At 69.8% G+C, this 24,110-nt stretch carries 14 protein-coding genes; 6 read left to right on the top strand and 8 right to left on the bottom strand.

The genetic code is table 11. The annotated features are described in order from the left end of the window. Positions 1 to 110: 110 nt before the first annotated feature. The 3 genes from ACFYR3_RS23470 to ACFYR3_RS23460 form a co-directional block, all read right to left on the bottom strand. A complete protein-coding gene (locus ACFYR3_RS23470) occupies positions 111 to 1,034 on the bottom strand; it encodes an adenosine kinase (RefSeq protein WP_355858509.1) in 924 nt (307 codons plus the stop codon). A gap of 269 nt (positions 1,035 to 1,303) precedes the next feature. Continuing rightward, positions 1,304 to 1,783, bottom strand: coding sequence for a macro domain-containing protein (locus ACFYR3_RS23465; RefSeq protein WP_355858506.1), 480 nt, complete (start codon positions 1,781 to 1,783; stop codon positions 1,304 to 1,306). A 101-nt stretch (positions 1,784 to 1,884) separates the two neighbouring features. Continuing rightward, positions 1,885 to 4,122, bottom strand: a complete 2,238-nt coding sequence (locus ACFYR3_RS23460) for an N-acetylmuramoyl-L-alanine amidase (protein ID WP_389284661.1) — start codon at positions 4,120 to 4,122, stop codon at positions 1,885 to 1,887. Between the two features lie 830 nt (positions 4,123 to 4,952). On the opposite strand from ACFYR3_RS23460, the gene ACFYR3_RS23455 reads away from it, so the two are divergent. The 3 genes from ACFYR3_RS23455 to ACFYR3_RS23445 all read left to right on the top strand — a co-directional run bounded on the left by ACFYR3_RS23455 (position 4,953) and on the right by ACFYR3_RS23445 (position 13,081). Then, a complete protein-coding gene (locus ACFYR3_RS23455; RefSeq protein ID WP_389284699.1) occupies positions 4,953 to 11,129 on the top strand; it encodes a DNRLRE domain-containing protein in 6,177 nt (2,058 codons plus the stop codon). Positions 11,130 to 11,276: 147 nt separating this feature from the next. After that, entirely contained in the window at positions 11,277 to 11,561 is a 285-nt protein-coding gene (locus ACFYR3_RS23450; protein ID WP_355857130.1) for a hypothetical protein, read from the top strand. Positions 11,562 to 12,376: 815 nt separating this feature from the next. After that, positions 12,377 to 13,081: a MerR family transcriptional regulator gene (locus tag ACFYR3_RS23445; protein WP_355857127.1), complete on the top strand. Its 705-nt coding sequence runs from the start codon at positions 12,377 to 12,379 to the stop codon at positions 13,079 to 13,081. A 33-nt stretch (positions 13,082 to 13,114) separates the two neighbouring features. Here the strand turns inward: ACFYR3_RS23445 and ACFYR3_RS23440 are convergent, their stop codons facing one another. Continuing rightward, complete coding sequence (locus tag ACFYR3_RS23440) at positions 13,115 to 13,840, bottom strand: SDR family NAD(P)-dependent oxidoreductase (RefSeq protein WP_389284660.1); 726 nt, start codon at positions 13,838 to 13,840, stop codon at positions 13,115 to 13,117. Positions 13,841 to 14,051: 211 nt separating this feature from the next. On the opposite strand from ACFYR3_RS23440, the gene ACFYR3_RS23435 reads away from it, so the two are divergent. The 3 genes from ACFYR3_RS23435 to ACFYR3_RS23425 all read left to right on the top strand — a co-directional run bounded on the left by ACFYR3_RS23435 (position 14,052) and on the right by ACFYR3_RS23425 (position 17,709). Further along, a complete protein-coding gene (locus ACFYR3_RS23435; protein WP_356783296.1) occupies positions 14,052 to 15,080 on the top strand; it encodes an ABC transporter permease in 1,029 nt (342 codons plus the stop codon). Between the two features lie 81 nt (positions 15,081 to 15,161). Continuing rightward, positions 15,162 to 16,229, top strand: a complete 1,068-nt coding sequence (locus ACFYR3_RS23430) for a sugar ABC transporter substrate-binding protein (RefSeq protein ID WP_355857117.1) — start codon at positions 15,162 to 15,164, stop codon at positions 16,227 to 16,229. A 1-nt stretch (position 16,230) separates the two neighbouring features. Next, a complete protein-coding gene (locus ACFYR3_RS23425; protein ID WP_355857114.1) occupies positions 16,231 to 17,709 on the top strand; it encodes a sugar ABC transporter ATP-binding protein in 1,479 nt (492 codons plus the stop codon). A 195-nt stretch (positions 17,710 to 17,904) separates the two neighbouring features. On the opposite strand, the gene ACFYR3_RS23420 is transcribed toward ACFYR3_RS23425, so the two are convergent. From ACFYR3_RS23420 to ACFYR3_RS23405, 4 genes are all read right to left on the bottom strand, one after another. Continuing rightward, on the bottom strand, positions 17,905 to 18,648 hold the full coding sequence (locus ACFYR3_RS23420) for an IclR family transcriptional regulator (protein WP_355857111.1): 744 nt from the start codon (positions 18,646 to 18,648) through the stop codon (positions 17,905 to 17,907). Positions 18,649 to 18,787: 139 nt separating this feature from the next. After that, positions 18,788 to 20,413, bottom strand: a complete 1,626-nt coding sequence (locus ACFYR3_RS23415; RefSeq protein WP_389284659.1) for a thiamine pyrophosphate-binding protein — start codon at positions 20,411 to 20,413, stop codon at positions 18,788 to 18,790. Between the two features lie 201 nt (positions 20,414 to 20,614). Beyond that, entirely contained in the window at positions 20,615 to 22,843 is a 2,229-nt protein-coding gene (locus tag ACFYR3_RS23410) for a 3-hydroxyacyl-CoA dehydrogenase NAD-binding domain-containing protein (RefSeq protein WP_355857105.1), read from the bottom strand. A gap of 38 nt (positions 22,844 to 22,881) precedes the next feature. After that, complete coding sequence (locus tag ACFYR3_RS23405) at positions 22,882 to 24,096, bottom strand: acetyl-CoA C-acetyltransferase (RefSeq protein ID WP_355857102.1); 1,215 nt, start codon at positions 24,094 to 24,096, stop codon at positions 22,882 to 22,884. Positions 24,097 to 24,110: the final 14 nt, after the last annotated feature.

Here is a 24,110-nt window from a genome sequence, read left to right as displayed (position 1 = left end):
GGCAGCGGCCACTGACGGGCGGGCACCGGCCGTCGGCGAGCGGGCACCGGCCGTTGACGGGAGCGTCGGCCGCCGGCGGGCGGGCATCGGCCGTCGACGGGCGGCGTGGTTCAGTGGTGGGTGGACTTCTCTTCCAACTCGGCTATCTGGGACAGGAGCTCGTCACGGCCGATGGCATCCGCCCGGGTCGCGGGCACGGTGCAGGCGTAGGCGCCGGCCACCGCGCCGTACAGGGCGCAGCGCCGAACCGGTTCGCCGGTCAGCCGGCCGTAGAGGAAACCGGCGGCGAAGGAGTCTCCGGCGCCGTTCGAGTCGACCACGGGTGCGCGCGGCGAGACCGCCGGGACATGGGTCAACTCGTCGTCGGCCAGCAGGTACGCCCCCTCGGCACCGGCCGTGGCGACGACCACCTCGGCCCGGCCCCGTTCCGCGACCCGTCGCATGGTGCGCTCGGGGTCGGCGAGCGCGGTGGTGGAGACGAACACGATGTCGGCGGCGTACGCGAACGGTTCGTGGTACGGATTCTCGCCGTCCCAGTTGTGCAGGTCGGTCGAGAGGGTCACCCCGGCCTCCCGCAGGGCCGGCAGGGCGAAGGCGCACGGGTGGGTGATGGACACATGGGCGTGACGGCTCGCCGCGGCCAGGTCCCGCACCGTCTTCTCGGGCAGCCGGTCCTCTTCGCGCGAACGGCTGTCGTCGTACAGGGACAGCCTTCGCCCGTCGGGGCCGACGAGATTGACAGCGCGCTTGGTACCCGCGGGCTGGGGGACCTCGGTGAGCGCGATGCCCCGGTCGTGGTGCAGGGCTCGTACGAGGTCGCCCTCGGGGTCGTCGCCCAGCATGTCGAGGTGGTGCGTGCGCAGGCCGAGGTTGTGGAGGCCCAGCGCGACGAAGTCACCGGTCTGCCCGGCCCGGCTCTCGATCCCGGGACGGATCATGTAGCTGTCGGCGTAGGGGAGCGGCAGTTCGGGGACGTGGACGATGGTGTCCACACCCGCACCACCCAGGACGAGGACATCGATGTCGCGGCTCATGACTCTCCCTCTCGGATGCGAGCAGCGAGTCAAGCAGGCCTCCGACGGCCACGGCAAGGAGTTGCAGAAACTTCCGCAAGTCCCGCCATCCGCAAGCCGGTCGACACCGGCCGAGCCGACGCGCCCGTTCCCGTCACCGCGCTCCCGTCGCCAGGTTCTCGTCACCCCGATCCCGTCACCGAGCGGCTGGTGCACCCCGGTCACCCCATGGTCGTACGCACGTCGGTCGACTCCACTCCGTCCGGCGCACCGCTCGCTCGTCGCGCCGGTCAGTCCCCGTGGTCGTACACCGTCACCGGGAGGCCGCGGCGCACCAGCCGCTCGGTGACGAGGGGTTCCACGCGCGACCACTTGCCGCCGGCCAGACCGCACCCGATGCGCGGCATGTGCACGGACGCGCCGAGTTCGACGGCCTTGTCGGCGAGCGGTCCGAGTGCGGCATCGATGGCCTCGTAGCGCACGGGCACGCCCTTGCTGCCGGTGCGTATCCCCCGCCGGCCCACCAGGTTCGCCACCCACACACACGGCTCGACCTGGACGAACTGGGCGGCACCCAGGCCGAAGTCGTTGCCCGCCCGGTCGCGGTGCCAGGCGCGGTACGCGGCCTCCGGCTCCGGCCAGCGGCGGGAGAGGGCCGGCACGAAGCCCTTTCCCCAGCCCCCGATGTCATTGCAGACGTGCGCGATCAGCTTGACGCCCTTGCACGACGGAACGGTGGCATCACCCCGGACGTACATGATCTCCGACATGACACCACCGTAGAGGCCGCCACTGACAGTGGGCCCGGGTCGCTGTCCCGGGGCTGCCGAGCGGCGCGCGAGGCGCCGCTCGGCCGGGGGACGGCGGGGTCCTACTTGAGGTAGACCAGTCCGTCGGTGGTGACGGTCGGACGCCCCGGGGTGCCCACGACCACGATCTTGACCGTGTGGGTGCCGCTCGTGGACCAGGACTTCGTCCACTGCACGGCACGGTAGGCGGTGGTGGCCGACTTCATGTCAACGGTGGTGGCCTTGACGCCGTCGACGTAGATGTCCGCCTGGCCGGAGCCTGCGGCGCGGGAGACCACCCATGCCGCCGAGCGGCCGGTGAACTTCCAGGTGAGTGAGGCGTTCTTGGATGTGCTGCTGTAGGACGCGCCGCCCAAATAGCTGCTGGAAGCCTTGGTCGTCCAGGTTCCGGTGCGGGTGGCGGACGTCTCCTGGAGGATCATCGGGGTGGCGGTCAGTGAGGCGGAGGCGGTGTTGCCCGCGTAGTCGTAGGCGGTCATCGACCAGGTGCCGGCCGTGCCGGAGTTGGCTGTCAGCGCGGCGCTGCTGACGGTCGGTCCGTAGGTGTGCGCGGCCGGCTTGGTGACGCGGACCTCCTTCAGGGCGCCGTTGTCGGCGGCCTTCCAGTTCAGCGTCACGGGGACGGCGGTGGTGTTGACCGTTCCGGTACTCAGCGAGAGGGACGGCTTGGTGGTGAAGGAAGGCGCGGTGGTCTCGGCGACCACGGCGGTGCTGGGCGTCACCGTGGTCTTCCCCGAGATGTGCGTGACGCGCACCGCGAGGGTGTGACTGCCCGGGGTGAGAGTCAACGGGGCCGATGTGGCTGTCGGCCCGCCGGTCGCGGCGACCTTCCCGTCCAGGAGCACGTCGAAGCGCCGGATGAAGGCCGACGGCGTCGTTGTCGTCCAGTTCACCGTGAGGGAGCTCTTGGTGTAGGCGGTGGTGCCGGAGAGGCCTACCCCGGTGAGGGGCTTGAGGGCGAGCCCGGTGACAGGGCCGCCGGCCAGGGCACGGATCCCGGGGATGGAGGCGTACAGCTTGTTGCCGGGGCACTCGGTGAAGTAGCCGTCGCGGTGGCCCGAGATGCGGTAGAACGATGCCGTCTGGCCTAGCGTGAACTTGCCGTTGGTCATACTGGCCGTCAGGTCGACCTTGCCGGCCGGGTCGTGGCCGTACTGGCCGAGCTTCCATGCGGCGATCTGCGCGACCGAGGCCTTGGCGGCGGCGGAGGCGTCGATCGAGGAGTACTCACCGAGGACGGCGATGCCGGTGGAGTTGGTGTTGAAGCCCGGGTTGTGGGCCCCGATCACCGGCTGGTCCACACCGCCCTTGCGCCCCTCGAAAATGGTGCCGCACTTGTCCACCAGGAAGTTGTAGCCGATGTCCTTCCACCCGTTGGTCTTGATGTGGTATGCGCGGATGGCGCGAACCAGAGCAGCCGACTCGGTGCAGGTGTAGGTATTGGCGTCCACGGTGTGGTGGACGAAGACCACCTTGATCTCCGTGCCGTAGCCGGGCGCTTCATCGTTCAGCGACTCGTCGGCTCCCCACTGGGCCCGGGTCACGATGGTGGGCCGCGGTGCCGTCGACGTCGGCGCGGGCGGCACGGTCGCGGTGGGCGAAGCGCTGACCGAGGCGCTGGGGGTGTCCGTCACTACCGGGGCGCTGCTCGAAATGCTCTCGCTGGGCGAAGGCGACGCGGAGTCGTCCACCGGTGGCGTGGACGCGGATTCGCCTTCGTCCGGTGTTGTGGTCACCGCGTCGGACGCAGTCGGGGTGGCCTCGTCACTGGGCTCCGCGTCGACGGCGTACGCCACTGGAGCGGGGCGGACGGCAGCAGTACCTTTGCCCGGATCAACCATCTCCAGCCGGAGTCCGGCAGGAAGAGCCGAGCCCCGACCGTCGACACGCACCTGCACGCCGTCCGACGAACCCACCCAGGCCGGTTCGGTGGCACCGCGCCGGCTCTCCTCCGCCGCGGCGCCGTGGCCTCCGACGTACAGAGAAGTCCAGGATCCCCAGTCGCCACTGCTGGTACTGCGGGTACGTACTTCGACCCTGCCGGGCAGTTCGGCGGCCGGCTTCGTCCAGGACAGGCCCACCAGGCTGAACGGGTCGGTGTCGCGCTGGGGTATCACGGCATGGTCGCCGTCGACCTGCAGGGCAGCGGATCGCACGTGGGCCTGAACCGGCCCGGTGACCGGCTTGTCCTGGCCGGTGTCGTTCCCCTTGGATCCCCCTGCGAAGCCCTGTAAGACAGCCAGGCCGGTCAGCCCCGCTGTCACGGCGGCGGCAGTAGCCCACACTCTTCGCTTGTTCATATTGCTCGGACGCCCCTCCACGTCTGACGGCATCGCAAGCCGGGAGGTTTCCTCAACCGGCATGTGCCGCAATTATCGGCCGTCAGAGTAGCGGAAAATCCGTGTATTCATTACATGCCGAAATGGACACCGGCCATGGCGGTGGAAGTGATTACGGTCACACGACTGGCTTTCATCGACACAAGAGCTCCAGTGCACCACCCAAGGCGATCTCAACACCTGTCGGCTTCCGTTCGGGCGATCCACCATCCGGGAAAATGGAGAGGTGCGCACCTGTTGCGGAGTACCAGCAAGCCATCGTGTACAAATTCGCGAGCACGCCAGCAGATCCCAGGGAAGTTGTGACCGGAAGAACACATCGAGCCATGACGCCGGAACCCTCACCGACAGAACCGCAAGCCTTGAGGAGTCAGCTGTACGGACACATTCCGTTCAGATTACTGGATCAGATCAGCCCAACACGGCATGAAGCGCCACCCCGATATGCAGCAATTCGCCGCACATCACTCTCGATGCTGTTTTTTAGGTGCGGCGGTGGCCGGATTGCGTTTACGGATGGCTGGATCGAATCCACCAGGGGCACTTTACCACCCTTCCGTCTTTCTTTTTACGAATACTTTACTCATTAAATTTGAACGCAAGTGATCTTGGTGCCTCTGTGGGCATTTTTGTCACCTTTTAAGCTCGGCTAGCTTTGCGACTGCCTTGTGATCTATGGGGCTTCTGTGAACATGGGAGTTTGAATGGGCAAGACAGTATGGGCAAGGCACAGACCTGGCTTGTCTGGGTTTGCATGGAGCCGGGGCATAGCCGGTTCGCTCGCGCTCGCGATGGCGGTGACCGTGCTTGCGGGTACGGAGAATGCCTGGGGTGTGGGTGATGCTGCACGGTCTGATGTTGCGAGCAAGCCGGCGAAGCACTACCCCGCGTCGGCGGCGGACCTGGCATCGGCGCGGGTGCTGGCCCGCTTGTCCGGCAAGAAGGTCGAGGCCTTGTCGGAGCGGACGGAGACGTCCACGACGTGGGTGAATGCCAATGGCTCGCTGACGACGGAGTTATCGGCAGGCCCGGTGCGGTTCAAGGATGCGGGCAAGTGGCGCTCGGTCGACCTGGATCTGCGGGCGGTCGGCGGGCGGGTGGAGCCCAAGGCCCATCCGCGGGGCCTGAGTCTGGGCGGCGGCCAAGCCGCGTCGGCCGTGAAGCGGTCTGTTTCGCCGGAATCGTCGACGCATGATCTGGTGACGCTGGGCGAGGGCGACCGGCAGATCGCCCTGCAGTGGAAGGGCGATCTGCCCAAGCCGAAGCTGAAGGGCAACCGCGCGACCTATGCGGGTGCCGCGTCCGGTGCGGACGTGGTGGTCGAGGCGACACGCACGGGCTTCGAGCAGTACGTCGTGCTCAACTCCCGTCCGGGCGGGGGCTATTCCTACACGCTGCCGCTGAAGGCCAAGGGCCTGAAGGTGCGTCAGCTCAAGGATGGCAGCCTGCTGTTCACGGACAAGAAGGGCAAGAAGCAGGCGACCATGCCCGCCCCGGTGATGTGGGACGCGCAGGTGGACAAGGTCTCCGGCGAGCACACGCACCGGGCACCGGTGAAGGTGAAGGTCGTCCGCGCCAAGGGGACCATCAACCTGGTCTTCACCCCTGACGCCAAGTTCCTCGCCGACCCGAAGACGCAGTACCCCGTCACGGTCGACCCCTCGACCTCGGCGCTGTCCAACGTGTTCGACACCTACGTCCAGCAGGGCGAGACGGTCGACTGGTCCACCGACGTCGAACTCGACATGGGCAACCCGGGAACGACCAACGGCGACGGCACACCGCGCACGGCCCGTTCCTTCATCAACTGGAACACCAAGCCGATCTCGGACTCGCTGGTCTCCAGCGCGAAGCTGAGCCTGTGGAACTTCCACTCGGGCAACACCGACTGTGCGGCCTACCCGTGGGGCGTGTACAGCACGGCCACGGCGTCCACCGCCTCGCGCTGGACCTCCCAGCCGACCTGGCCGGCCACCGCCTCGGCGACGTCGACGGAGACCAAGGGCAATCCCGGCTGCACCTCGGCGCCGGACGGCTGGGTGAACGCGGATGTCACCAATCTGGTGCAGACGTGGGCATCGGCGAAGAACGTCACCTCCGGCATGGGCCTGCGTGCGCCGAGCGAGACGGCAACCGCGCAGTGGAAGCGGTTCAACTCGGCGAATGCCGCGTCGAATCCGCCGAAGCTGACGGTGACGTACAACTACCGGCCCAAGACCGGCACCGACCAGCAGGCCGGCCCACCGTTCTTCCAGGACGCCTCAGGTGCCTGGTATGTCAACACCACGACGCCGACGCTGAGCGACACCTTCATCGACGCCAACAACGACAAGGTCGACGGCACCTTCGAGGTCGATGACGCCACCACCAATGCGCAGGTCGGCAACTATCTGGTCTCTCCTTACGTGCCCTCCGGGCAGCCCGCGTCGGTGACGGTTCCCTCGGGTCTGCTCACCAACGGCAAGACCTACAAGTTCCGCACCAACCCCTACGACGGGCTGCACTACAACAACGACTGGTCGGCGTACGCGACGTTCACCGTCGACACCTCCGCCCCGTCCGCCCCGACCGCGGTGACCTCCACCGACTATCCCTCCGCCTCATGGGTCAAGGGTGCCGGCCAGGCAGGCGTGTTCAAGGTGACGCCCCCGTCGGGGGACCAGAACGGCATCGAGTGGTCACTGGACGGGACGACCTGGACGAAGGTGCCCACCTCCGGCACCACCCCGGTCAGCATCACCGTCAAGCCCGCCAAGGCCGGCACCAACACCCTGCAGGTGCGGGCGACCGACAAGGCCGACAACAAGTCCGAGGCCACGACCTACACCTTCCACGTCGGCCCCGGCGGTGTGACCAATCCCGATGAAGGCACCCGCACCGCCGCCCGGCTGCCGCTGACCGCCGAGGCGGACGGCTCGAAGTTCGACAAGGTGACCTTCTCCTGGCGCCGCGGCGAGGCCGACACCTGGACCATCATTCCCACCGGTGACGTGACAGTGGCAGGCCAGCCGCTGACGGCCTGGCCGGTGGCTCTGACCAGCGGCAAGAGCCCGAAGCTGACCTGGAACGCCACCTCCACCGTCAATCCGGACGGAGCGGTGCAGATACGGGCCGACTTCACCGGCCCCTCCAGCGCTTCGGCTTCTGCGGATCCGGTCAACGCAACCATCGACCGCACAGCCGACGGTGCCGCTTCCGACGCCGTGGGTCCCGGTTCGCTGAGCCTGCTGACCGGCGACTACACGCTCTCCGACAACGACGCCTCCTTCTTCGGTCTGTCCGTCGACCGCACCGCATCCTCCCGCTCCCCGCAGGCGGCGGCCGGCACCGGTCAACAGGCGCCGATCTTCGGAAAGGAATGGCTTTACGGCGCCGCCGGCGACCAGACGTCCACCCCGTGGACGGTGCTGATGAAGACGTCGGCGACTTCGGTGAGCATTGGTGCGTCGGGTGATGACACGCACCTGAACTTCACCCAGAACGCGGCGAAGACCGGCTGGATCCCGGAGGTCGGCGCCGAGGACTACAATCTCACCGGCGACTTCAGCGGCAACTTCACCCTGAAGAACAGCGACGGCGAGACCACCACCTTCACCGCGGTGACCGGCAGCACCACCTTGTGGAATGCCTCCACCTCCTACCTGGACGGTCTGGCCAGCACCACGACCACCACGGTCAGTGAGGCCGTCACCCTGGGCGAGAACAAGACCTCCCGCCCGAAGTTGCTCATCGCCCCCACCTCGGCGGTCACCTCATCGGCGTGCGCGTCCGCGCCGTCGACCAAGGGCTGCCGGGTCCTGGAGTTCGTCTACGCCACCTCCACCACCGCGACCGGCTCCGCGCTGGGAGACGTGAAGGACCAGGTGTCGGCGATCAAGCTGTGGTCGACCGCGCCCGGGGCCGCTGCGGCCACCGCGCAGACCGTCGCGTCCTACGCCTATGACGACAGCGGCCGACTGCGTGAGCAGTGGGACCCGCGCGTCAGCCCCCCGCTGAAGACCGCCTACACCTACGACAGCGCCGGCCGCGTCACCACGCTCACCCCGGCCGGACAACTGCCGTGGACCTTCACCTACGGGCAGGCCGGATCCAACCCGGCCGCCGGCGCCGGCATGCTGCTCAAGGCCAGCCGGCCCACGCTCGCCCCGGGCAGTGCCGGCCAGACCAACGGCACCGCCACCACCAGCGTCGTCTACGGCGTCCCGCTGACCGGCACGACGGCGCCGGAAAACCTCGGCTCCTCCGCGACGGACTCCTGGGGTCAGACCGACAAGCCCAGTGACGCCACCGCGGTGTTCCCCACCGACCAGGTGCCCGCGGACAACGACGGCAGCACCCTGACCGCGACCGCCTACACCCGGGCGGACATCCACTACCTGGACGCCTCCGGCCATGAGGTCGACGAGGCCACCCCGGGCCACCACATCACCGCCACCGAGTACGACCAGTTCGGCAACACCGTCCGCGCCCTGAGCGCGGGCAACCGCGAACTGGCCCTCGGCGTCACCGCCGACCAGCGGACCCGGCTGACCATGCTCGGCATCGTCAACCTGGCCTCCGCCGAACGCGCCCAGCTGCTGTCGGCCAGCACCGTCTACAACGGCGCCGGCACCCGCGTGCTCGAAGAAGACGGGCCCCTGCACCAGGTCGTCCTCGCATCCAAGCTGCTCAGCGGCGCCACCACCGTCGCACAGGCCGGCAGCACCGTCATCGCTCGTACCCAGACCCTCAAGGAGCACGACAGCGGTCGCCCCACCGACGGCACCGCAGCGGTACAGGACCAGGTCACCAAGCAGACCGTGGGCGCCCAGCTTCGGGCTTGGCCCACGCTGACCGCCGACGCCAAGGTCACGGCCATCGGCTACGACTGGGGCAAGGGCGTGGCCACCACCAGCACCGCCGACCCGGGCGGGCTGGCGCTGACCACGACCACCACCTTCGACAGCCAGGGCCGCGTCACCAAGACCCAGCTGCCCGCCTCCACCGGCACCGACGCCGGAACCACCCAGACCAGCTATTACACCGGCGACGGAACCGGCACCTGCGGCGGTAGGCCGGAATGGGCCGACGCGGTCTGCCAGACCGGCCCCGCCGCGGCTATCACGGACGGCGGCTCGAACCCGACGCAGTTGCCTGTCAAAACTCTCGAGTACGACACGCTCGGGCAGACCACCAAGGTCACCGAGACCGCCAACAGCGTCACCCGCACCACCACGAACGGTTACGACACCGCCGGCAGGCCCACCACGGTGACCGTCTCCGGCGGGGTCGGGGCAGCCGTCCCGGCGACGACCAAGTCGTACGACCCCACCACCGGTGATGAGGTCAAGCAGACCTCCACGGCCGGCGGCACCATCACCCAGACGTTCGACCGGCTCGGCCGTCAGATGTCCTACACGGACGCCGACGGCGGTACCACCAGCACCCAGTACGACACGCTCGACAGGCCCACCGTCGTCACCGACAACGTGCCGTCGAGCACCACTTACACCTACGACGCCGCCATCGACCCGCGGGGGCTGGCCACTTCGGTGACCGACTCCGTCGCCGGCACCTTCTCCGCCCGCTACGACGCCGACGGCGCGGTGGCGAGCCAGGGCCTGCCCGGTGGCTACACCATGCAGCAGGACCTGGATCCGGCCGGACGTCCCGTCGCACGTACCTACACCCGCGACAGCGACGGCACCGTGCTCGTGTCCGACAGCGTCGCCGCGACGGTGCAGGGCCAACTGGCCACCCACACCGGCACCCCCGGCGTGACGTCTTCCCAGGCTTACACCTACGACAAGGTCGGCCGCCTCACCCAGGTGCAGGACACCGGCGCCGACGCGGTCTGCACCACTCGTTCCTACACCTTCGACAAGAACAGCAACCGCAAGGCGCTCGCGACCTCCGTCGCGACCCCGGGCACCGACTGCACCACCACCGGGGGTACAAGCACCTCCAACACCTACGACAGCGCCGACCGGCTGATGAACACCGGCTACACCTACGACGCCTTCGGCCGCACCACCACGTTGCCGGGTACCACGCTGGCCTACTTCGCCAACGACCTCGTCCAGCAGCAGACCGCCGGCACTCAACGTCAGACCTGGACCCTGGACTCCGGTCTGCGGTTCCGCTCCTGGACCACGGAGTCCAACGCCTCCGGCACCTGGACCCAGACCGGATCCAAGCTCAACCACTACGACTCCGACGGGGACGACCCGCGCTGGATCGTGGAGGACACCGCCGGCGGGGCCCTCAGCCGCAACGTCGACGGACCCGACGGCGCCCTCGCCGCCACCACCGGCAAGACGGGTGACACGGTCCTTCTGCTGTCGAACCTGCACAGCGACGTGATTCTCGCGCTGCCGGTCGACACCAGTGTGGCGCCGACCGTCTTCGACGCCGACGAGTACGGCAACCCGCGGGCGGATCAGCCGGCGGCCCGCTACGACTGGCTGGGCGGCAAGCAGCGTTCGTCCGAGACCGTCACCGGCCTCACCCTGATGGGCGTCCGCCTGTACGACGCGAACTCCGGCCGGTTCCTCCAGGTCGACCCGGTCGCAGGCGGCAGTTGCAACAGCTACGACTACGTCTGCGGCGACCCGGTCAACATGGTCGACCTCGACGGAAGAATGGCCGCGATCGCCCTCGTCGGAGCCGCCGGCCTCGGAGTGAGCGCCGGCACGGCACTCACCATCATCGGCGTCGCCGCGGTCGTCGCGATCATCGCTCTCATCTGGTGGTACGGAAAGAACTGGGCCATCCACAAGGTCCGGGTCCTGTGGAGGGACTCCAAGAAGTCCGGCAAGGAGAAGGGCAACGATGTACCCGACTTCGCGAAGGGCCAGCGGAGGCATACGGGGGAATCGCTTGACAAGGCCGTGGACCGAGTGATGAGGCACGGAAAATACCGACCTCCGTACAAGAAGGGGCCCAAGTCGATCTACAACCAGGTGCGGAAGTACCTGTCCAGGAACTGAAATAGCCTGTGCGACGATCAGTCGCACCGGACGGTCGGCCCGCGTGGCCGGCCGTCCGGTGGCCCGGGTTTGCGCCGACTGCCCGTGCATCATCCACAGGCACCCATCTTTTGCCCAGTCGAAATACAAGAAAGGCTGCGAAACGATATGGACGAGTCCGGCAAGGTCTACCTGCTGTCGCACGTACATCACAAGGCCGAGGAAGACGGAATGATTCGGCACTTCGCGGATCCCGATGACTTCTGGGCCGATGAAGAAGACGGAGACAACGTCAAACACCTCGGCGTCTATTCGAGCCGCGAGCTGGCACAAGAACGCATCGAGCGCGCCCGTACCCTTCCCGGGTTCGCCGACGAACCCAACTGCTTCTATATCGAAGAGGCCGTGATCAACGAAGACCAGTGGACAGAGGGATATGTAACGGCGTACTGACGATGGTCGGCACACCTCTTCGCCGGGGCCTGCTCGCCGACTGGTCGGCGTGGGCCAACTTCACCGTCGACACCTCCGCGCCTGCCTCGGTGACCTCCACCGACTGTCCCTCCGCCTGGTGGGTCAAGGGCGCCGACCAGACGGGCAAGTTCACCGTCACCCCGGCACCAACACACTGGAGGTACGGGCCACCGACAAGGCGGAGAACAAGTCCGATCCTGTCTCCTGCACCTTCCACCTCGGTCCCAGTGGCGTCACCGCCCTCGACGACGGCACCGCCCCGCCGCCCGCGTCCCGCTGAAGGCGGAGGCCGACGCCTCCAAGTACGACAAGGTCACCTTCTCCTGGAGACGCGGCGACGCGGCGACGCGGACGGCTGACGCCTATCACGGCCTCGGACGTGCCGTCGGGCGGCGAGGCCCTGACCGGCCGGCCGGTGGCTCTGACCAGTGGCAAGAGCCCGAGCCCGACGTGGAGAGCGACATTCGTCGTCGACCCGGACGGCACGGTGCAGGTGCGGGCGGACTTCACCGGCCCCAACAGCGCGGCTGCTTCTCCGCCCCATCAGCGTGGTCGTGGACCGCACCGCCGACGGCGCGGCGGGCGAAGGCATCGGGCCGGATTCGGTGAACCTGCTCAACGGTGACCACACCCTTCCGGCACCGATGCTTCCTTCTTGGAGGTCAAGGGCCGCGACCCGCGTCGCTCGTGGACAGGCGCTTTCACAACACTGGTGGGACAGCAATACTGTTGCACCGCGCCGTCGCCGGTCACCAAGGACGCGCGCCGCACGACGCGAGAGGCGAGGACCTGCCATGACGACGGACACCGAGGAACCGACGCTCACGGTCGACGAGCTGGCCGCGCGGGCGGGCGTCACGGTCCGTACGGTCCGCTTCTACAGCGCCAGGGGCCTGCTGCCGCCGCCCGTGATCGGCCCCCGGCGCGTGGGCCACTACAGCCAGGAGCACCTGGCCCGGCTCGCGCTGATCGAGGAGCTGCAGCACCAGGGCATGACGCTGGCCGCGATCGAGCGCCATCTGACGCGGCTGCCGCCCGGTCTGAGCGCGCACGACCTCGCCATCCACCGTGCCGTGGTGGCCTCCTGGGCGCCCGACGCGATGGAGGACGTGACCCGGGCGGAGCTGGAGCGGCGGGCCGGGCGGGCGCTCGGCGACGCGGACCTGGAGCGGCTTGCCGCGATGGGCGTCATCGAGCGGACGGGGGACTCCGTCCGGCTGGACCCCGGGCTGCTGAAGCTCGGCGTGGAGCTCCTGGACGTACCGATCGCGGACGAGGCGATCCTCGCCGCGCGGACCGTCCTGCTGGAGCACTCGCGCGCGGCGGCCCACGAACTGTCCGTCCTGTTGCGCGACGCAGTGGGCGAACGGGAGTCGGTGGCCGCGGTGAAGTCGCTGTCGGCGCACATGCAGCCGCTGGTGGTGCAGGCGCTTCTCACCGCGTTCCAGCGCTCGTTGAAGGACGAGCTGCGGGAGTGGCTCAAGGAATCCGATTCCTGATTCCGGGTCGGCCCGCCCCGGCGGCGCGATCGCTCACAAGTAGGCTGACCCGCCCGCCACGTTGAGGGTCTGGCCGGTCAGGAAGCCACTGCCCTCGTCGACCACGTACAGGAGAGTGGAGACGAGGTCGCACGGCCGCTGGGTGCGCGGGACGGCCTGTTGGGCGCGGACGTGCTCGAAGCCGCCGTCCGCGCCGACGGTCCGTTCGGCGGTGGCGGTGCGCACCATGCTCGGCGCTATCGCGTTGACGGTGATGTCGTACGGTCCGAGGGCGGACGCCAACGTCCTTGTGAAGCCGATCAGTCCGGCCTTCGAGGAGACGTACGCGACCATCGTGGGCGGTGCCGTGAGGACGGCTGCGGACGTGATGTTCACGATCCGGCCCCAGCCGGCCGCCTTCAGGTGCGGCAGGACGGCGCGGGCCATCAGGAACGGCGCCCCCAGGTTGACGCGCATGACCCGCCGCCATTCCTCGGGCGTGGTGTCCTCGAACGCCGACTCCGGGTACACACCGGCGTTGTTGACGAGCACGTGCAGGGTGCCGAACCGTTCGATGACGTGTTCCAGCGCAGACGCAATCTGCGCTTCGTCGGTGACGTCGGCGATCAACTCCACATAGTCCAGTACGCGTTTCGCCGTCTCGGGCTGCGGGACCAGGTCCAGGCCCGCGACCCGGTAGCCGTGCCCGGCGAGCGCCACGGCGAATTCCTGCCCGAGGCCCTGTGCCGCTCCGGTCACCAGCGCGGTACGTGTCTCCATGCGCCGAGTGTGAAGAGCCGTCGGTCGCCGGGCAAGAGCGCGTTCCACTCGCCGGAACCGTGCTGGGGCGGAGCGCCCCCTCCGTACCGGAACCGTGCTGGGCAGAGGCGCATTCCACTCGCCGGAACGGCCCTGTTGCCGCGGGCGTTCGCCGGGCCCACGCTGCGGGGCGACCGCCCAGCGTCAGCCGTACGTACGGGAGCCGTGCCCGATGACCGAGACCGAGCATGCCGTGGACGACGCCGAGCGCGCCCGCGAACTGGGCGGCGGGCGACGGCGGTTGGGCACGCTCTCCCGCCGGCTGGTCCGCGACGAACTGGGCGTGCTCGTCGTGCTCGGGCTGCTGGTCGCGGGAATCGGCATCCCCTACCCGGACTTCCTCACCGGCGACAACCTGCTCACCACCGCCCACAACTCCGTCTACATCTCACTGATGGCGTGCGGGATGGTCTTCGCGCTCGCCATGCGAGAGGTCGATCTGTCGGTGGGCGGCACCTACGCCATGTGCCTGGTCGTGGGGGCGCTGCTGGTGCGCGACGGTACGCCGCCGTGGCTGGCGGTCCCCGTAATGCTGGCCACCGGCATCGCGCTCGGCGTCTTCAACGCGCTGGTCACGACACTGCTCTCGCTGCCCTCGTTCATCGTGACCCTCGGCACGCTGATGCTTTACCGCGGTGTCGGTCTCGCGCTCGCCGACGGCAAGCAGATCACCGATCTGCCGCTCGACGACTCGTTCTTCACGCTGGCGGGCGGTGACGCGGCGGGGATTCCGTTCGCGCTGTGGGTGCTGCTCGGCGTGGTCGTCGTGCTGACGGTGGTGCTGACGCGGACGCGCTACGGAGCGCGGGTGCGGGCGATCGGATCCAACCCCGACGCGGCCGAGTTCAGCGGCATCCCCGTCGTCCGCACCCGGGTGCAGGCGCTCGCCCTGTCCGGTCTGACCACGGCCTGCGCTGCGGCGCTCGCGCTCGCGTTCTACGGGGCCGGCGACCCGACGCTCGGCCAGGGCTACGAGTTGCAGGCCATCGCCGCGTGCATCATCGGCGGCACACCGCTCGCCGGCGGGCGCGGTTCGGTGGTCGGCGCGGTGGCCGGGGCGATGATCCTGGCCGTGGTGGCCTCCGGACTCGTCTTCTTCGAAGTACCCATCAACTGGACGTCGTTCGCGACCGGTGGCGTGATCCTCGTCGCGGTCGCGGCGGACAGCGCGCTGCGCGGAACCGGCCGCCGACGTCGTTGAAGTACCCCGGTGAAGTACCCCGGTCCGAAGACTTCCCCCCTTCGGACCTCAGATCCCGTCCGGAGCCGCTTGGAGGCCGTGATGCACCCCCGATCGCGTATGTTGCTCGCCGTACCCGCCGCGCTGGCCCTGCTCGCCGCCGCGGGGTGTGGCGGCGGCAGCGGCTCCGACGGCAGGAACGGCCGGCTCGACATGGGCATCGCCGTGGCCAACATCAGCCTGAACTTCGCCCATGAGATGGTCCTCGGCGCGGAGAGCGCCGCGAGCCACCAGGGCGACGTGAACTTCAAGACGGTCGGGCCGCCCAACACCGACGGGCCCGCCGAGGTGCAGCTCTTCCAGAACCTGACCGCCCGCGCCAAGGACGGCATCGTCCTGGAGAACCTCGACCCGCCGATCTTCACCCGGCCCGCCGCGCGCGCCGTCGACCAGGGCATCCCGATCGTCGCCCTGGACACCTCACCGACCGACGGCAGCAAGGTCGGCTTCTACGTGGGCAACGACAACTACGGGCTGGGCGAGTTGATGGCGAAGGAGGCGCTCAAGCGGCTGGGCAAGGATCCCCGGGGGCAGATCGTGATCGGCGTGCCCAACCCCGGGACGCCGGTGCTGGACAACCGGGCGAAGGGCATCGCCGACACGTTCAGGAAGCAGGCCCCGAACGTCGAGATCCTCGGCCCGTTCCAGACGTACAGCGACCCGGGGCAGAACTACAGTTCCTGGTCGGCGCAGGTCAACGCGCACCCCAAGGCACTCGCCTTCCTCGGTGTCGGTGACGCCGACAGCTACAACCTCGCGAAGATCAAGAAGGCCCAGCACGGGAGTTGGCTCACCGCGGGCTTCGACGTCGACCCGAAGACCCTCGACGCGGTCAAGGACGGCTCGAACTTCGTCACCATCGACCCCCAGCACTTCCTCAAGGGCTATCTGTCCACGTCGATGCTGATCGAGGCGGTCCGCGATCACCAGGGCAAGCTCCTCCAGGGCTGGTTCCTGTCCCCCGGCGCAGTGGTCGACCGGTCCGACATCGACCAGATCATCGCCCGCCAGAAATCCGCGAAGGCCGCCTACGACTGGTACAAGCCGACGATCGACAAGCTGCTCGGCGACCAGAAGGCCCAGCTGAAGCCCCTGAAGGACGCGCGCTGACATGGGTGACGGCGAGCTGCTGGTCGCGTGCGACCTGGTCAAGTCCTACGGCGGGGTCAGGGCCCTGGACGGAGCGGGCATCAGCCTGCGCGGCGGCGAAGTGCACGCGCTGGTCGGCGAGAACGGCGCCGGCAAGTCGACGCTCGTGGGCATCCTGTCCGGCACGGTGACGCCCGACGAAGGCACGGTGCGAGCGGCGCGGGAAACGCGGTCGGGTGGAATCGCCGTCGTGTCACAGGAGTTGAGCCTCTTTCCCGATCTCTCCGTCCGCGAGAACCTCTACCCCCACCTCCCCCCGAGCCGGTTCGGCCTGCTCGACCGGGGCGCGATGGACCGCGCGGCCCGGCCGGTGCTCGCCGAGCTCGGTCTCGACCTCGACCCCGGCACGCCGCTCGCCGAACTCACGCTGGCCGACCAGCAGTTGACGGAGATCGCCCGGGCGCTGCTGCGGCGCCCCCAGGTGCTGGTGCTCGACGAACCGACCTCCGCGCTGCCCGCCGCCGCGGTGGACCGGCTGGAACGCGTGCTGCGCGCCCTGACGGCACGGGGCATCGCCGTCCTGTACGTCACCCACTTCCTGGAGGAGGTGATGCGCTTCGCGCAGCGCGTCACGGTGCTGCGGGACGGACGGGTCGCGCTGGCCGGCGCTCACCGCGCCGACGTCGATGTGCCGGAGCTGGTGACGGCCATGCTCGGTGGCGCTCCGCCGGGGCCCGTACGCCGTTCGCGCGTCGTGGGCGACGGCCCGCCGCCGGTGGTGCTGTCCGAGGTGAGCGTGCCGGGGCGGCTCACCGACGTCACGTTCACGGTCCGGGCGGGCGAGGTGGTGGGGGTGGCCGGGCTCCAGGGAGCGGGCCATCTCACCGCGCTGGAGGTGGTCTGCGGGCGTACGGCGATCTCGGCCGGGCGCGTCGATGTGGGCGGCCGGGGGCTGCCGCGATCCCTGCGGGCGGCGGTGCGCGCGGGGGTGGCCTTCGTGCCGAGCGACCGCAAACGCTACGGGCTGATGACCGATCGCACGGTCTGGGAGAACGCCACCGCGGTGAGCCGGCTGGCCCTGGGGCGCGGCGGGATGCTGCCCTCGCGCGCCCGGCTGATCCGGAGCACGGAGGTTCTGACCGACCGGCTACGGCTGCGTGGCACCCCGGAGGACATCGTGGCCCGGCTGTCCGGTGGCAATCAGCAGAAGGTCGTCTTCGCCAAGTGGCTCGCCACCGAGCCACGGATCGTCGTCCTGGACGATCCGACCCGGGGTGTGGACGTCGGCGTGCGCGCCGAGATGCACCGGATCGTCGGCGAGTTGGCCGCCTCGGGGGCGGCGGTGCTGACGGCTTCGACAGATCCGGCGGAACTGACCGAGCTGTGCGACCGGGTGCTGGTGTTCGTGCGGGGGCGGCTCGTCGGCGAGGTGCACGGCGAGCAACTCACGGAGCACGCCCTGGCGGTGGCGATGCAGTCGGGGGTGAGCTGGGCCAGGTGACAGGGAGTGCGTCCGACGGGCACCCGTGCGGGCGCCGTCCGCGACCGCGCCCGGCGTCGTCGGTGCCGGAGGCCGGAGCGACCTCACCGGTCGGTTCGGACCGCCAACGGGCTTCATCGTGGCGGAGTTCGGTCCGCCCGTCGGCGACCCGCGGCTCTGTGCCGGGCGGGACGGAACCACTGACCGTTCCGGCGGTCACGCGGACAGTGCGCGTGTCAGTGCTCGTGCCGCGGCGCAGACCCGCGCCCCGACGCGGTCCACGTCCAGGCGGCGGGTGCTGCCGGTGACCGAGAGCGCGGCGATCGGACGCGGTCCGTCGGGGCCCTGTTCGTAGACGGGGGCCGCGACGGCCGACACGCCGATCTCGGCCTCCTCCAGGTTGACGCCGTAGCCACGGGCCCGCGTCGCGGCGAGGTCGCGGGCGAGCTGGCCCGGCAGGACGAGGGTGCGCGGGGTCAGCCGAGGCAGGGCCCGGTGCGGTGGCCGGGGGTCATGGGCGAGGAAGATCTTGCCGGTGGCCGTGCAGTGCGCGGGCAGCCGGCCGCCGGTGCGCGAGACGATCGGGGTGGCTCGGCGGCCGGTGATCTTCTCCAGGAACAGGGTGTCGGGCCCGTCGGGCACGGCGAGGTGCACGTTCTCGTGGGTCTCCTCGTGCAGATCGCCGAGGTAGGGCAGGGCGACGTCCCGCAACTCCCGGGCGGACGGCGCCGATTGGCCGAGGACGAAGAGGGCGAGCCCGATTCGGTAGCGACCTGCGGAGGTGCGCTCGAGGAGCCCCAGCCGGACCAGTTCGCCGATCAGCCGGTGCGCGCTCGGTTTGGGCAGCCCGGTGCGCAGCGCCAGTTCGGCGAGGCTCAGGGCGTCCTCGGACTCCCCGCAGGCGCGCAGCAGCGCCGCACCCCGCGCGAGCACCGACTTCGGGACCGCTGCGTCCGTCATGGACCGATGATCGGGCCCGCGACGCCGGATGACAAGGCGTGGGTCACCGTGAGTCGCCGGCCGACTCCGAAGTGGTGGGCCGGTCGGCTTCGGACGGACAACTCCAGCACCTGCAAGGGATGTTGATGCTCCCGGTCGGTTATCTCAACGGTACGTCGATGAGCATCGGGCGCGTCAGATCGCCCGCTCCCGCGACGATCTCCCGTACATGGTCGGCACTCTCGGCCCGGACGGCGTCGATCCCGAAGAATCCCGCCGCCCGGGTGAAGTCGAGTGCGCCGAGCTCCGTCCCGGGACAGGGACCCCGGCCGCCCATCGCCTCGTAGGTGTCCTGGAGGGTGCGGTAGGCGCCGTTGCTCATCACCACGAACAGCACTGGTACCCCGGACCGTGCCGCGCTCCACAGCCCTTGCAGGCCGAACAGGGCGCAGCCGTCCCCGAGTACGGCGATCACGGGCCGCCCCGGCTCGGCGAGCGCCCGCCCGACGGCGGCGCCGATCCCCCAGCCGAGCCCACCGCCGACGGTGTGGGTGTAGCTGCCGGGACGGTCCATGCGTACCAGCCGACGCAGCAACAGGCCGACGGTGATGGCCTCTTCGACGAGCACGGCGCCGGGCGGCAGTCCGTGCGCCACGGCGTGGGCGGCGGCCCAGGGTGCGAGCGGCGCCGACGAGTAGGCGGCGCGGGCAGCGGCCTCCGCGCGGCCCCGTTCCGCCGTGTGCCGCTCACCGGCGCGCAGCACCCTGGCCTTGGCCGTATGCGCGGGCACCTGGTCGCGCAGCAGGTCCGCCAGCCGGTCGAGGGAGGGGGCGAGGGCGCCGACCAGCCCTAGGTCTGCGGTGAAGTTGCGGCCGATCTCGTCCGGGTCGGAGTCGAGCTGGACGACGGTGATACCGGGCGGCAGCGCGGGTCCGGCGCTGTAGTGGTGCGGGGTGAACGCGTGTGTGCCGGCGATCAGGACGGTGTCGTACGGCGCGAGCGACTCGCGGATGGCTTCGTGGCGCGGGGGCAGCATGCCCGCGTACAGCGGGTGCGTGGTCGGGAAGTCGAGGCAGTCGGCCATCGGCTGGTGGTGGACGGGGGCACCGCAGGCCTCGGCGACGCGTACGAGCGCCGCGACGGCGTGGTCGCGGCCCACGCCGTCGCCGGCCACCACGGCGGGGCGGGTGGCCCCGCCCAGCAGCACGGCGGCGCGGTCGAGGCCGACGGCGGGACCCGCGCGGGGGGTCGGTGTGCGGGGCGGGACCTCGACCTCGGTGTCCTCGGCGAGCAGGTCCATCGGCACGGACAGGAACACCGGCCCGGCGGGCGGCCGTATCGCGAGGGCGAAGGCGCGACGCACGGCGAGCGGCAGGTCACGGGCGTGCTGGACGTCGATGGCCGCCTTGACGGCGGGACGGGCCAGCCCGACGAGGTCGCCCGACAGCATCGGGTCCTGCTGGAGATGGCGGCGGTCCTGCTGGCCCGCCATCACCACCAACGGGGTGCGGGAGCGGCGGGCGTTGAGCAGACCGATGAGCCCGTTCGCGAGCCCGGCGGCGATGTGCAGGCTGACGAAGGCGGGCCGCCCGGTCGCGCGGGCGTATCCGTCGGCCATGGAGACGACGGCGCCCTCGTGGATGCCGAGGACGTACTCCGGTGCGTCCTCTGCCTCCGCGAGGGCGGCCAGGAAGGGCAGTTCGGTCGTGCCGGGGTTGCCGAAGACGCGGTCCACGCCCTCGCCGCGCAGGATGTCCAGCAGAGCGAGGGCGGGACGGCGACCCATGGGGGCTCCTCGGCGTGGACGGGTACCGGTTCGCCGGTCAGCGTCCGGTGCCCGTCCCCCGTGGAGCAAGTCCCCCATACCACTCAGCGACACGTCACCTCGTGGCGTGCGGCGGGATGTGGCATGTGCCCGGGTGTGGCGTGGGGCTGGGTGTCGCGTGGGCCTGGATGTGGTGTGGGCCCGCGGGTGTCGTGTGCCGGGTCAGGACGCGTCGGTGAACCGCTCGCCCTTCTCCGCCTTCTCGACGAGCAGCGTCGGCGGCAGGAAACGGTCTCCGTAGCGCTCGGCGAGCTCCCGCGCGCGGGCCACGAATCCGGCCGGTCCGGTGCCGGAAGCACCCTCGTAGCCGTTGATGTACTGCAGGACACCGCCGGTCCAGCCCGGGAAGCCGATCCCGAAGACGGAACCGATGTTGGCGTCGGCGACCGAGGTCAGGACGCCTTCCTCCAGGAGCCGGACGGTGTCCAGCGCCTCGGAGAAGAGCATGCGCTCCTTCATGTCCTCGAACGGGATCTCGTACCCCGCCTTCGTGCCGTGCTGGCCCGGGGGGCGACCCCCGAAACCCCCGAAATGCTCGCGCAGCCCCGGCCACAGCAGGCCGCGTTTGCCGTCCTCGGCGTACTCGTAGAAGCCCGCGCCGCCGCTGCGTCCGGGGCGCCCGAACTCGTCCACCATGCGGTCGATGACGGCCTCGGCCGGGTGGGTCTCCCAGATGCCGCCCGCTTCCTCGACGGCCTGCTTGGACTCCTTGCGGATCTTGCGCGGCAGGGTGAGCGTCAGCTCGTCCATCAGGGAGAGCACCTTGGCCGGGTAGCCGGCCTGGGCGGCCGCCTGCTCGACGGAGGCGGGCTCGATGCCCTCGCCGACCATCGCGACGCCCTCGTTGATGAAGTGCCCGATGACCCGGGAGGTGAAGAAGCCGCGCGAGTCGTTCACGACGATCGGGGTCTTCTTGATCTGCCGTACGAGGTCGAAGGCGCGGGCCAGTGCCTCGTCGCCGGTGCGCTCGCCCTTGATGATCTCGACGAGCGGCATCTTGTCGACGGGCGAGAAGAAGTGCAGCCCAATGAAGTCCTCCTGCCGCTCCACGCCTTCGGCGAGCGCCGTGATGGGCAGCGTCGAGGTATTGGAGCAGAGCAGGGCGTCGGGCTCGACGATGTTCTGGATCTCCTGGAAAACCTTGTGCTTGAGCGAGGTGTCCTCGAAGACGGCCTCGATGACGGCGTCGCAGCCCGCGAGGTCGTTCGGGTCGGCGGTGGGCGTGATGCGGGCGAGCAGCTCGTCGGCCTTCTCCTGGGTCGTACGTCCCCGGGAGACGGCCTTGGCGCAGAGCTTCTCGGAGTACGCCTTGCCCTTGGCCGCCGCGTCCGCCGTGACGTCCTTGAGGACGACGTCGATGCCCGCGCGGGCGCACGAGTAGGCGATGCCCGCGCCCATCATTCCGGCGCCGAGGACGGCGACCCTGCGGACCGGGCGCGGCTCGATGCCCTGGGGGCGGTTGGCGCCGGAGTTGACGGCCTGGAGGTCGAAGAAGAAGGCCTGGATCATGTTCTTCGAGGTCTGGCCCGCGGCCAGCTCGACGAAGTAGCGGGCCTCGATGACCTGGGCCGTCTCGAAGTCGACCTGAGAGCCCTCGACGGCGGCCGCGAGGATGTTCCGCGGGGCCGGGTAGGGCGCGCCGTTGGTCTGCTTGCGCAGGCTGGCGGGGAAGGCGGGCAGGTTGGCCGCGAACTTCGGGTTGGCCGGGGTGCCGCCCGGGATGCGGTAGCCCGGCTTGTCCCAGGGCTGCTGGGATTCGGGGTTGGCGTCGATGAACGCGCGGGCCTTGGCGAGCAGTTCCTCGGGGGTGGCGGCCACCTCGTGGACGAGGCCGTTGTCCCTGGCGCGCGTCGCGTTGTACTGCGTGCCCTGGAGGAGGACCTTCAGCAGGGCGTCGGCGATGCCCAGCAGCCGTACGGTGCGGACGACTCCGCCGCCTCCGGGGAGCAGGCCGAGGGTGACCTCGGGGCAGCCGATCTTGGTGCCGGAGGTGTCGAGGGCGACCCGGTGGTGGCAGGCGAGGGCGAGCTCGAAGCCGCCGCCCAGGGCCGCGCCGTTGATCGCGGCGACGACCGGCTTGCCCAGGGTCTCGATGCGGCGCAGGTCGCGCTTGATGGCGAGGCCGCCGTCGAAGAGGTCCTGGGCGGTCTCGGGGGTGACCCGGATGAGGTCGCGCAGGTCGCCGCCCGCGAAGAAGGTCTTCTTGGCGGAGGTGAAGATGACGCCCCGGATCGAGTCCTTCTCGGCTTCCAGGCGGTCGGTGATCGCTGCGAGGGAAGCGCGGAACGCCTGGTTCATGGTGTTCGCGGACTGGTTGGGGTCGTCGAGGACGAGGGTGACGACGCCGGTCTCGTCCTGTTCCCAGCGGATGGTGGTGGGCTCAGTGCTCATCAGGGGATGCTCCGTAGATCCTTGATCCGTTGGGGAGGTCAGACGCGCTCGACGATCGTGGCGATGCCCATGCCGCCGCCCACGCACAGGGTGGCGAGGCCGTACCGCTTGTCCTGGCGCTCCAGCTCGTCGACGAGGGTGCCGAGGATCATCGCGCCGGTGGCGCCGAGGGGGTGGCCGAGCGCGATGGCGCCGCCGTTGACGTTGACCTTGTCCAGCGACAGGCCCATGTCCTTCACGAAGCGCAGGACGACGGCCGCGAAGGCCTCGTTGATCTCGACGAGGTCGATGTCGTCGATGGTCAGACCGGCCTTGGCGAGCGCCTTGCGCGTCGCGGGCGCGGGCCCGGTGAGCATGATGGTGGGCTCGGAGCCGGAGACGGCGGCGGAGACGATCCGCGCGCGCGGGGTGAGGCCGTAGCGCTCGCCGACCTCGCGGGAGCCGATGGCGACGAGCGAGGCGCCGTCGACGATGCCGGACGAGTTGCCCGCGTGGTGGACGTGGTCGATCCGCTCGACCCAGTGGTACTTCTGCAGCGCCACGGCGTCGAAGCCGCCCAGTTCGCCGATGTCGGCGAACGACGGCTTCAGCCTGGCGAGCGAGTCGGCGGTCGTGCCCGGACGCAGGAACTCGTCGTGGTCGAGGACCGTGAGACCGCTGCGGTCCTTGACCGGGACGACGGACTTCTCGAAGCGGCCGTCCTTCACTGCCGCGGCGGCACGCTCCTGGGAGAGGGCCGCGTACTCGTCGACGTCGCGACGCGAGAAGCCCTCGATGGTGGCGATGAGGTCGGCGCCAATGCCCTGCGGCACGAAGTTGGTGGCGAGGTTGGTCATCGGGTCGGCGAACCACGCGCCGCCGTCCGAGGCCATCGGCACCCGCGACATCGACTCGACGCCGCCCGCGAGCACCAGGTCCTCCCAGCCCGAACGGATCTTCATCGCGGCCAGGTTGACGGCTTCCAGGCCGGAGGCACAGAAGCGGTTCTCCTGGACGCCGGCCACCGTGTCGGGCAGTCCGGCGGCGATCGCCGAGATACGGGCGATGTCGGAGCCCTGGTCGCCGACCGGGCCGACGACGCCGAGCACGATGTCGTCGATGGCGGCCGGGTCGAGGCCCGGGAAGCGCCGCTGCACCTCGTGGATGAGCCCGACGACCAGATCGATGGGCTTGGTTCCGTGCAGGGCGCCGTTCTGCTTGCCACGACCGCGCGGAGTGCGGATCGCGTCGTACACGTACGCTTCGGTGCTCACTGGTAAGCCTTTCG

This window comes from Streptomyces sp. NPDC005784, from assembly GCF_042871525.1.
Lineage (GTDB): Bacteria > Actinomycetota > Actinomycetes > Streptomycetales > Streptomycetaceae > Streptomyces.
Note: the sequence above shows the minus strand (reverse complement) of the source record. Positions and strands in the feature narration are given on the sequence as shown.